Annotated in this window: 9 protein-coding genes; 6 read left to right on the top strand and 3 right to left on the bottom strand. The window is 44.1% G+C overall.

Annotation, left to right across the window (positions count from 1 at the left end):
• Positions 1-105: 105 nt before the first annotated feature.
• Complete coding sequence (locus JK188_RS13625; RefSeq protein ID WP_211887185.1) at positions 106-1434, bottom strand: DUF3748 domain-containing protein; 1329 nt, start codon at positions 1432-1434, stop codon at positions 106-108.
• 123 nt (positions 1435-1557) lie between these two features.
• Between JK188_RS13625 and JK188_RS13620 the strand changes: the two genes are divergently transcribed.
• The gene (locus JK188_RS13620) at positions 1558-2172 is read left to right on the top strand and encodes a trimeric intracellular cation channel family protein (RefSeq protein ID WP_036948588.1); all 615 of its coding nucleotides are present in this window, start codon (positions 1558-1560) and stop codon (positions 2170-2172) included.
• A 37-nt stretch (positions 2173-2209) separates the two neighbouring features.
• Here JK188_RS13620 and ligB read toward each other — a convergent pair whose 3' ends face one another.
• Complete coding sequence (gene ligB, locus JK188_RS13615; protein WP_211887183.1) at positions 2210-3922, bottom strand: NAD-dependent DNA ligase LigB; 1713 nt, start codon at positions 3920-3922, stop codon at positions 2210-2212.
• A gap of 311 nt (positions 3923-4233) precedes the next feature.
• On the opposite strand from ligB, the gene gmk reads away from it, so the two are divergent.
• From gmk to recG, 5 genes are read left to right on the top strand one after another with little or no spacing between them, the layout of a single operon-like run.
• The gene (gene gmk / locus JK188_RS13610; protein WP_211887181.1) at positions 4234-4857 is read left to right on the top strand and encodes a guanylate kinase; all 624 of its coding nucleotides are present in this window, start codon (positions 4234-4236) and stop codon (positions 4855-4857) included.
• Positions 4858-4913: 56 nt separating this feature from the next.
• Complete coding sequence (gene rpoZ, locus JK188_RS13605) at positions 4914-5189, top strand: DNA-directed RNA polymerase subunit omega (protein ID WP_006659598.1); 276 nt, start codon at positions 4914-4916, stop codon at positions 5187-5189.
• A 19-nt stretch (positions 5190-5208) separates the two neighbouring features.
• Complete coding sequence (gene spoT, locus JK188_RS13600; RefSeq protein ID WP_211887179.1) at positions 5209-7338, top strand: bifunctional GTP diphosphokinase/guanosine-3',5'-bis pyrophosphate 3'-pyrophosphohydrolase; 2130 nt, start codon at positions 5209-5211, stop codon at positions 7336-7338.
• A gap of 30 nt (positions 7339-7368) precedes the next feature.
• Positions 7369-8082 (top strand): tRNA (guanosine(18)-2'-O)-methyltransferase TrmH, encoded by a 714-nt coding sequence (gene trmH, locus JK188_RS13595; RefSeq protein ID WP_036948577.1) that lies wholly within the window; start codon positions 7369-7371, stop codon positions 8080-8082.
• A 9-nt stretch (positions 8083-8091) separates the two neighbouring features.
• The gene (gene recG / locus JK188_RS13590; protein ID WP_211887177.1) at positions 8092-10173 is read left to right on the top strand and encodes an ATP-dependent DNA helicase RecG; all 2082 of its coding nucleotides are present in this window, start codon (positions 8092-8094) and stop codon (positions 10171-10173) included.
• A 133-nt stretch (positions 10174-10306) separates the two neighbouring features.
• Here recG and gltS read toward each other — a convergent pair whose 3' ends face one another.
• A complete protein-coding gene (gltS, locus tag JK188_RS13585) occupies positions 10307-11521 on the bottom strand; it encodes a sodium/glutamate symporter (RefSeq protein WP_036948572.1) in 1215 nt (404 codons plus the stop codon).
• Positions 11522-11557: the final 36 nt, after the last annotated feature.

Below are 11557 nucleotides of genomic sequence, written 5' to 3'. Positions count from 1 at the left end.
ATATTGAGCATTTAATTTAATGATTACTTAACCCCTCTTTTTTTGAAGAATAAAAAGATGAATACCCACCTTTTTATTCTTCATGAGTGTTATTCCAGATAAACTTTAATTAGACAACCCTGTTTCAACAATATAAATCTGTCTAAACCCATTAATATCTCGCATAAATGCTACAAATTTATCATTTGGAGAAAAGACAACAGCATCTGCCACAGGGGCTATTTCTGTTCTCTGAGTTAACCGTTCTAAATTTCCGGTCGCCACATGGCAACGTACAACGCTATTGTCATACACAAAGCAGAGATACTCACCAGTCTTATTCCAACTAAATGCAGACTGAATTGAAAACTTGCCAAATGTCACCTGGGTGAGCGCTCCTGTTGCCGTTGCCACCAACCATAATTGCACAATGCCATGATCATCATGCATCAAACAGGCGATTGATTCGCCATTTGGTGAAGAACGCAACCAATGTCTTGGCTGTTTCGCTAACCCTGGAAATTTCCGATGATGCGTATACGTTAAACGCCTTTGTTTCACATCCTTAGGCGGCGCTGGCATGGTTTTTTCGGTACCTTGCAGAGGTTCATCGCCTTGGATTTTGAATTCATTTGGATCTTCGGGTAAATCAACTAAGTAAACTTCAGGGATCACTTCGCCATTTTGATGATGCGTATCTCCAATAAACGCTAATGCACGCCGTTGCCACTGACCTTGTTGATTCATATAACCACGTTGACCAACCCACCCCTCTTCATAGGCTCGGCTAATCTCGTCGCTATTCGGAGTTGGCGCCAAAGTCGTCTTCGTCACAACACTACAGAAAAAATCGCCGCTATATTCTCTTTCATGGCCAATAGGTTCAACAGTCACAGCGCCTGCAGGTACGGCAACAGCCACATTGCGTTGGTCTAATTGAAGATCGAGCTCATGTAAAACATGGTCATTATAGGTAAAGCTCAGCCACTTCCCATCAGGGCTGAAAACATGAACATGTGTTCCACCTCTGAGCGCACCCGCCATATAGGGTGACGTAATGCACATTGCATCAATCGGATGTGCATTACCGAGTTGGCAATCATCAACGTAAACACCTCGGCGATGATGGAAATCATACTGCCAAGACTCATCGGGATACTCTGGCCCCTGAATAAAAGCATAACGAGGAGGATTTTCAGCGCTTACAGTGACTACGCCAACATGGGCACCATGCAACCCTCGATAAATTTCTACTTTTTGATGGGTAATAACATGAATTTTTTCTATGGTTTGCCCGGTAAATGAACTGCCACTTGGTCGAACATCATAAGCTAACCACTGGCTATCTGGTGTCCAAACATTAATATTTGTAAGCTGATGACTTTGCGAATCATCAGTAATACACATTTCTTTATAAGGCATTTTATTATTCAATCTGTTATCCTTTGACATCATTTAACACAGGCTATCGGATTACTTTAACTAATCAATTCTTTAAGAGAATAAAAAATCTCAGTCGAGAAGTTTCACAAGTAATATTACCCTTAGACAATCACTATAGTATTGAATAAAACCATCATGTTATTAAGTGTTCTCTATATTATTGGTATTACTGCCGAAGCCATGACAGGCGCTTTAGCTGCTGGACGCCGTAAAATGGACGTCTTTGGCGTGATTATTATTGCTTCTGCGACAGCCATCGGCGGTGGCTCTGTTCGTGATATTCTACTCGGTCACTATCCTCTAGGTTGGGTTGCCCACCCCGAATACATCATGACCGTGGCAGGTGCCGCCATTGTCACCATCTGGATAGCCCCGATGATGAAACACCTTCGTCGGCTTTTCTTAATACTTGATGCAATTGGCTTAATCGTCTTCTCTATTCTTGGTGCTCAAATAGCCCTCGATATGAATTATAGCCCTATTATCGCCGCCATTGCGGCTGTAGTTACCGGTGTATTTGGGGGTGTACTTCGTGACATGCTGTGTAACACCATCCCTCTGGTTTTCCAAAAAGAAGTCTACGCAGGCGTCTCTTTTGCTGCCGCATGGTTATATATCGGCTTGCTGTATACACCGCTCCCTAAAGATATCGTGGTTATTATCACGTTGGTCGCAGGTTTAAGTGCCAGGCTGCTTGCCATCCGCTACCGTTTGGGATTACCTATTTTTAATTATGAAAGCCAAGATTAACCAAAACTGATTTTCCCATCAGCCATTCGTTTAACCGCTAATGGCTGATATCTAGCTTCTGCAGAGTATACAGTTCCTGCAAAGTGTATAGCACCTTCTGAATTTCAGGCTCTGCCAACCAGTACTTTAATGCCTGCTTCCGCTTTTCAGATAAACCCAGCGCCTCCACAGTCTCTTGTTCACTCAATTCTTCTATCGTTGATATCTTGCTTAGATGTTTAATTTCTAAAGGAATTCCGATCCCCTTCAACCAATTTGTTATTGGCTGCATAGATGTTTTTTGTAGCTGGCTAAGCGTATTTGTCGTTTTCTTATTCTTAGGTAATGAATCTTGCCAATGAGGAGAAAGCCAGCCAAGTAACGTTGAGAGTCCATATTGATCTACCCATATCTTCCATGTTTTTTCGCCCACCCCGCGAATCTTTAATTGTTTACCTAGCCAAGCCAGGCGAGCAACAAATTGAGGAGCACAATCTGGTGTGTATGCTAAACAGCTCAATGAATGAAAGTTTTCGAGAGAGGATGTGTTCGGATGCAACCTAGGCTCTCGCCGCCAAATGACTTTTTCCATAGATGGCGTCCCATGTCCTGATAACGTTAGCTGGATTTTATCCCCAACTAACACATCTTTTTGTTTCCAGGAATTGAGCGAGCCAATGCGAATTTTACTCACTTTTTTATCATCGATCGTGACCGGATCAATGCTAGCAATAACATTTACAGCCCCTGATTTTCCTACCCGAAAAGTTAAATCCATAACCTCTGAAACCACGCTTTTTAACGGGTATTTCCATGCCACACTCCAACTGTTTTGGTTTGCTCGCCAAGCCAATGAAGGCGGCGATGGAAAGCTTTTCAAAACGATACCATCGGTTGCAAATGGCATCGGCGCTGAATAATAGTGGTCACGCCACTTGGCTGCTGATTGATAGTCAGAGATTAAATGGCTATATCGTTGTACCCAATCAAATCCTAGCGTCGATAATTCACTCAATTGACGATTCATAGCGACAGAGTTATCTGGCCATGCCCAGATAAAAATGCCGATATCATCCGTGACCTGTGTAGGTAGCTCCTTGCGCATCAGCCAACCCGCAATTTTACTCCGTGCATTTTTTCCACCATCCGCACTTTGTACATGTCCATTGAGCTTCCAGAATAATTCCCCCTGTAAAACAAGAGATTGCTTCGCTGAAATAGTTTTGGGAATAGCTCGAATAAAATCGGCTTTATCGCGCCAATTCAGTCCTTCACTCCCATTGCCTCGACTAATCATTGACACTAAACGTCCATTTTCATAGTGCAGAGTCACTGCAACACCATCGACTTTAGGTTGCAACCAAACTTCATTACGAGCCTTTATCCATGCTGCTATTTCTTCTGATTTTAATTTTTTCAATCCCGTATGGGGTATGGGATGCTTTATTAATCGTTCAGTTTTAGACTGTAACGGTTGTACTAGAGTGTCAGGTAAATTTTGACAGCGCTGCCCCTGCTGCCACTTCGCCAAAAGTTGGTCATAAACCTCGTCACTCACACCGCTCACACCGCCAATCTGATATTGCCTGTCCCACTCTTGTAGCTGCTCTCCCAGCCGCCGCTGTTCCATTCTTGTTAATTCATTATCTAATGAGCGGCATGCTTTTTGAGAATCTACGGTTTCCGCACCATAGCCTATTGAAATAACAGATTGAAGTAATAGGCAGAACCAACCAAATTTCCAGAGTTTCCTGACTGAAAAATAATGCATAATGTCCCTATTATATTTAAGTTTAATACCATGTTCCGAACTGCTATGTGTTGCATTACATTCTGAGTCAATAAATCAAGGGCGACAGCAGGCAATGCCGTTAATTGCATAGCGCTTCGCAAAACAGATGGTATTTTCATTAAGTTAAATTTATTTTCTGGAAGGCGTTCACAATTTTCCAATAACCAAAACTTTTTTACTCTTATTTCATGGTTAATTGATATCGCTGCATGTTGTCTTAAGTACGTGTATACTATGTAGGGTTTATCACTATCTTTTATGTCTAACCCACAAATATTCAAGAAATCATCATGATACAAGGCACGTTATATATTCTCTCTGCTCCTAGTGGCGCAGGTAAGTCCAGTCTTATCCAAGCATTACTGAAGACACAACCGTTGTATGACACTCAAGTTTCTGTTTCTCATACAACTCGAGCTGCACGCCCAGGCGAAATTCATGGCGAGCATTACTTCTTTGTTTCTGAAGCTGAATTTCTTCAGATGGTTGAGAACAATGACTTTTTAGAGCATGCCTGTGTTTTCGGTAACTACTACGGCACCTCAAAACCCATTATTGAGGAAGTCTTAAATAGTGGCGTGGATGTGTTTCTTGATATTGACTGGCAAGGTGCTCAGCAAATTCGCGCGAAAATGCCAGAGGCACGTAGTATTTTTATTCTACCGCCATCAAGAGATGAGCTATATCGCCGTCTGCGTGGTCGTGGTCAAGATAGTGATGAAGTCATTGAAAAGCGCATGTCACAAGCAGTTGGCGAAATTGAGCATTACAATGAATACGATTACGTCATTGTAAACGACGATTTCAACACTGCACTGAGCGATTTACAATCTATCATGCGTGCCGAGCGCTTGAGATTAGGTCGCCAAGTCCAGCGACATGATGCTTTAATCAGCAAATTACTAGCAGACTGAGAATAGTTTCAGTATCATATCAGGTCATTTTTTTATTTCTTTGGAGTAGCACACTTATGGCACGCGTAACTGTTCAAGACGCAGTAGAAAAAATTGGTAACCGTTTTGACCTCGTACTGGTCGCAGCACGTAGAGCTCGTCAGTTACAAACTGGTGGTAAAGATCCTTTAGTTCCAGAAGAAAACGATAAGCACACTGTTATCGCGCTACGTGAAGTAGAAGAAGGTTTAATTAACGGTCACATTTTGGATGTGCGTGAACGCCAAGAACAGCAAGAGCAAGAAGCCGCTGAAATGCAGGCAGTTTCTGCGATCGCTGAAGGTCGTCGCTAATTACTAAGGTGGGTCTGCCTTGTATCTGTTTGAAAGCCTAAATTTAATAATTCAGCAATATCTCCCAAAAGAGCAAGTTGAATTACTGAAAAAAGCCTATGTTGTCGCACGGGATGCTCATGAAGGGCAGACCCGTTCCAGTGGTGAGCCTTATATTACTCACCCTGTTGCTGTTGCTTGTATTCTGGCTGAAATGCGTTTGGATCATGAAACACTGATGGCTGCGCTACTTCATGATGTGATTGAAGATACTCCAGCGACATTTCAAGACATAGAGCAGCTGTTTGGAACTACCGTCGCCGGCTTAGTCGAAGGGGTTTCCAAACTGGATAAGCTGAATTTCCGCGACAAGAAAGAAGCTCAAGCAGAAAACTTCCGTAAAATGATCATGGCAATGGTGAAAGATATCCGTGTCATTTTGATCAAACTGGCAGACCGTACTCACAATATGCGCACGCTTGGGTCATTACGACCCGATAAGCGTCGCCGCATAGCGCGTGAAACACTGGAAATTTACAGTCCTCTCGCGCATCGCTTAGGTATCCACCATATTAAAACCGAACTCGAAGAGTTAGGTTTCGAAGCGCTGTATCCAAACCGTTATCGTGTTATCAAGGAAGTGGTGAAATCCGCTCGTGGTAACCGTAAAGAAATGATCCAAAAAATCCTTTCTGAAATTGACGGTCGATTAACGGAAGCAGGTGTACCCTGTACAGTCAGTGGTCGCGAAAAACATCTGTATTCTATCTATCGGAAAATGCATCAAAAAGAGCAGCGATTCCATTCCATTATGGATATCTATGCTTTTAGGGTCATCGTTGAAGACGTTGATACCTGCTACCGTGTTTTAGGGCAAATGCACAGTCTTTATAAACCTCGTCCGGGGCGAATCAAAGACTATATTGCTATTCCTAAAGCTAACGGATACCAATCCCTCCACACCTCATTAATTGGACCTCATGGGGTACCTGTCGAAGTACAAATTCGTACTGAAGATATGGACCAAATGGCCGAAATGGGTGTTGCTGCTCACTGGGCATATAAAGAACAAGGCGAATTGGGAACCACTGCGCAGGTGAAAGCCCAGCGTTGGATGCAAAGCTTGCTCGAACTCCAACAGAGTGCGGGAAGCTCATTTGAATTTATTGAAAGCGTAAAATCAGACCTATTTCCTGATGAAATTTACGTTTTCACCCCCGAAGGTCGTATTGTCGAATTACCGACAGGCGCAACACCGGTGGACTTCGCGTATGCCGTGCATACTGACATTGGGCATGCTTGTGTGGGTGCGCGAGTTGATCGCCAACCTTACCCACTCTCCCAGCCACTTTCTAGCGGTCAAACGGTAGAAATTATTACGGCTCCAGGCGCTCGACCAAATGCGGCATGGTTGAACTTTGTGGTAAGTTCAAAAGCACGTGCAAAAATCCGTCAGTTACTGAAGAATTTAAAACGCGAAGACTCCGTTAATTTAGGTCGTCGCTTACTCAATCATGCACTAGGTACAGGCACCAAAATCACGGATATACCTCGTGAAAGTATTGATGCCGAATTAGCTCGCATGAAGCTCCACTCTATTGACGATTTACTTGCCGAAATTGGTTTAGGTAATGCCATGAGTGTTGTAGTAGCTCGTAACTTGCAAAGTAACCCTCAGAGTGCTCAGTCAAGTGCCGTTGAAGAACCAGTGATTATGGAAAACCGTAATAAGCTGTCCATCAAAGGGGCTGATGGAGTCTTAATTACCTTTGCTAAATGCTGCCGTCCTATCCCGGGCGACCCAATTATTGCGCATATTAGCCCAGGTAAAGGATTGGTTATTCACCATGAATCTTGCCGTAATATCCGTGGTTATCAGAAAGAACCGGATAAATTTATGGCTGTTGAGTGGGATACCGAGACAGACACGGATTTTATCGCTGAAATTAAAGTCGATATGATAAACCATCAAGGTGCCCTTGCTAACTTGACCGCCGCTATCAATGATGCGAACTCAAGTATTCAAAGCATGAACACTGAAGAGAAAGATGGTCGTGTTTACTGCGCCTTTATTCGCTTGTCGATTAAAAACCGTATTCAATTGGCTAACGTGATGCGTAAAATTCGTATCATGCCAGATGTTCTACGCGTCAGCCGTAACCGTAATTAGTCGATATCATTAAAAATACGAACTCTCACTATGAATGAACGCCGCTATCGCCGCATTTGCCAAATGATGGCGATGCGGCAGCCCGACCTAACACTTTGTCTTGAAGAAATTCATAAGCCTCATAATGTTTCTGCAATTGTGCGCAGTGCTGATGCAGTCGGGATCCATAAAATTCATGCCATTTGGCCAGACCAACAGGTTAAACTCTCCGTCTCCTCTGCAGCGGGAAGTAATAGTTGGGTAAAAGTCATCTCGCACCAATCCACCGAAAGCGCCATTACTCAGATAAAATCCCAAGGTATGCAGATTTTAGTCACGAATCTGTCAGATACGGCTGTCGATTTTCGAGAAATTGATTATACCCGCCCAACCTGTATTATGGTGGGACAAGAGAAAACGGGTATCTCGGATAAGGCATTAGCCCTTGCAGATCAACATATTATCATCCCAATGGTTGGTATGGTGCAGTCACTCAATGTCTCTGTCGCCTCTGCACTTATTTTGTATGAAGCCCAACGTCAGCGCCAACTCGCAGGCATGTATGACCGAGAAAATAGTCTATTATCTGAGCAAGAACAACAAGAATGGCTATTTGAAGGCGGCTATCCTGTATTGGCTGAAGTTGCTAAACGCAAAGGGCTTCCTCGCCCATTTATCAATCAGCAAGGTCAGATAGAAGCTGATGATGCTTGGTGGGCACAAATGCAGCTTTCTGAAAAAATGAAGAGAAAACAACTCAGTTAAGGAATCAACATGAACCGTGGTCTGCTTAATACCATTTCACTGACTTCACTTCATGGCATTGGTGCCAGCCAGTCAGAAAAAATGAGTAAAATCGGGTTGAACACAGTTCAGGACTTGCTTCTGCATTTTCCACTGCGTTATGAAGATCATACGCGTCTTTATCAGATTAAAGACTTGATGCCCGGCACAACAGCCACTATCACTGGTCACGTTCTACAAACCAAAGTCGTTTTTGGACGTAAAAGAATGATGACCTGCCTGATCAGCGATGGTACAGGCAACCTAACGCTGCGTTTTTTCAACTTCTCTGCTGCAATGAAAAACAGTTTAGCCGAAGGTCGCCAAGTGACTGCCTACGGAGAAGTGCGTCGTGGTAATACAGGACCTGAAATTATTCACCCTGAATATAAAGTCTCTCAAGAAACGGATAATATCGCCCTTCAAGAGAACCTAACTCCGGTTTATCCGACAACCGAAGGTGTCCGCCAAGCCACACTGCGTAAAGTGATGGAGCAAGCGCTCACCATGTTAGAAAGTGGCAATATTCAAGAATTACTGCCTGAAGAGTTCAGTCGTAGCCTAATTAGCCTTCCCGACGCCATCCGACTGTTACACACTCCACCACCGGATATTTCGTTAGAAGAGTTGGAAAAAGGGCATCACCCAGCCCAAAAGCGTTTGATCCTCGAAGAGTTACTGGCTCACCATTTAAGTATGCTTGCCATTCGGGCTGGCAATGAACGGCTCTATGCTGAACCATTAGTTTCATCTGGAAAGTTTAAAACGCCTTTACTGGCAAATTTGCCGTTCTCACCCACTAACGCGCAAAAACGCGTCGTGGCAGAAATCGAAACTGATTTACAGAAAAATGCCCCAATGATGCGTTTGATCCAAGGTGATGTCGGTTCCGGTAAAACACTTGTGGCTGCATTAGCCGCACTGTGTGCCATTGAAAATGGTAAACAAGTTGCCTTAATGGCACCGACTGAAATTCTTGCAGAGCAGCACGCAAATACCTTTAAGCAATGGTTTGAACCTCTAGGTATCAAAGTAGGCTGGTTAGCAGGTAAACAAAAAGGTAAAGCCCGCCAGCAGCAACAAGATGCCATTGCGAGTGGTGAAATCTCGATGGTAGTCGGTACCCATGCCATCTTCCAAGAGCAAGTGAGCTTTCACTCTTTAGGGTTAGTCATCATTGATGAACAACACCGCTTTGGCGTTCACCAGCGGCTCGCTCTGCGTGAAAAAGGTGAGCAACAAGGGTTCCATCCACATCAGTTAATCATGACCGCTACGCCAATCCCACGCACGCTGGCGATGACTGCTTATGCAGACCTCGATACTTCTGTCATTGATGAGCTCCCACCAGGAAGAACCCCTGTAACTACAGTGGCTATCCCTGATACCCGACGCAGTGATATTGTCGAGCGCGTTCGCCAAGCCTGTTTAGAGGAAGGACGGCAAGCTTATTGGGTGTGTACATTGATTGATGACTCAGAGGTGCTTGAAGCGCAAGCCGCCCAAGTTACCAGCGAAGAGCTGGCTCTGGCACTACCTGAACTCAAGGTGGGGTTGGTGCATGGTCGCATGAAACCCGCTGAAAAACAGAGCATCATGGCGGCATTTAAGAATAACGAAATCCAGTTACTTGTTGCTACCACCGTTATCGAAGTCGGGGTGGATGTTCCGAACGCAAGCCTAATGATTATTGATAACCCTGAGCGGCTTGGATTAGCACAATTGCACCAACTACGGGGACGGGTTGGTCGTGGCTCTGTCGCGTCTCACTGTGTGCTACTTTATAAAACGCCGCTCACTCATACCGCCAAGCAGCGCTTACAAGTTTTACGAGACAGTAATGATGGCTTTGTGATTGCCCAAAAAGACTTAGAAATTCGAGGTCCCGGAGAGCTGCTAGGCACAAGGCAGACAGGGAATGCAGATTTTAAAGTTGCCGATTTATTACGTGATCAATATATGTTGCCAGAAGTGCAACGGTTGGCACGACACATCCAACAATACTACCCTGAGCATGCCCAAAAGATTATTGAACGCTGGCTCCCTGAGCGCGAACAATATAGCCACGCTTAAACTTTTCCTGCCCTAACCTTTTCCCTACCCTAAAATGAAAATTGCCGTGAACACATCCATGTCCACGGCAATACCTGCTTTATTTATACATTTAGTTATATATGTTTGTATTTACTTCAATACTTGTTCTGTACTAGCCACCAATCGTTGGGAAAACTGGTAACCATAAGTAGAACTTAATCACTAACGCATTCACAATATCGATAAAGAATGCCCCCACCATCGGCACGACTAAGAATGCGAGGTGAGATGGACCAAATTTATCGGTTACCGCTTGCATGTTAGCGATAGCGGTTGGTGTTGCCCCTAAACCGAAACCACAGTGACCCGCGGCTAAAATGGCAGCATCATAGTTTTTGCCCATCACACGGAAGGTAACAAAAATCGCATATCCTGCCATAACGCAAGCTTGAACGCCGAGAATGACTAACATTGGGATTGCTAAAGACGCCAGTTCCCACAGTTTTAAGCTCATTAATGCCATGGCTAAGAATAAGGATAGGCTGACGTTACCCATGACAGAAACCGCGCGGTCAAATACTCGATAAAAACCAAGTAAAGACAGGCTGTTACTTAAGATAACACCGACGAACAATACGCAAACAAATTTAGGCAGTGCAAATGCGGTGCCTGATAGTAGCCCTGCAATCCAGCTTCCTGCTAGCAAACAGATAGCGATCAACGCAATAGTTTCAATCAACACCATCGAGTTGATCATGCGGTTGGATTGTGGCTTTTCAAATGCGGTAGGAACATCTTTGTCCTCATCCGCGGTACCAGGTGTTGGGATATTGCGAATTAAGAAACGTGCAACAGGACCACCAATAAGTCCCCCAAGTACTAAGCCAAAGGTTGCACAAGCCATTGCAACTTCAGTTGCACTCTTGAAGCCATAATCTTCAGTAAAGATTTTACCCCAAGCGGCGCCTGTACCATGTCCACCGGATAAAGTGATTGAGCCGGCTAATAGCCCCATAAGAGGGTCTAAACCTAATAATTTCGCAAGTGCGATACCGACTGTGTTTTGAACTAGCAATAAACCGACAACGACAAAAATGAAGATTAACAATGCTTTACCGCCAGCTTTTAAGCTCGCTAAGTTAGCATTCAAACCAATGGTCGCAAAGAATGCGAGCATCATCGGTTCTTGCAGTGATAAGTCGAAGGAGAGGCTCCAATCAAATACTTGCTTAACCACTAACAGGGTAAAAGCGACTAATAATCCCCCTGCAACGGGTTCAGGGATAGTGTATTTTTCAAGAAATGAAACTGACTTTACCAGTTTACGTCCGAGTAATAGCACGAGTGTAGCAGCGACCAGAGTGCCGTAGACATCGAGATGATACATTTATGTACCTCGTCTGTTGTTAATATTATTTAAAAC

This window comes from Providencia sp. JGM181 (assembly GCF_018257375.1).
Lineage (GTDB): Bacteria > Pseudomonadota > Gammaproteobacteria > Enterobacterales > Enterobacteriaceae > Providencia > Providencia lanzhouensis.
The sequence above is the reverse complement of the archived record's forward strand: the minus strand, read 5'-3'. Positions and strand labels throughout refer to the sequence as shown.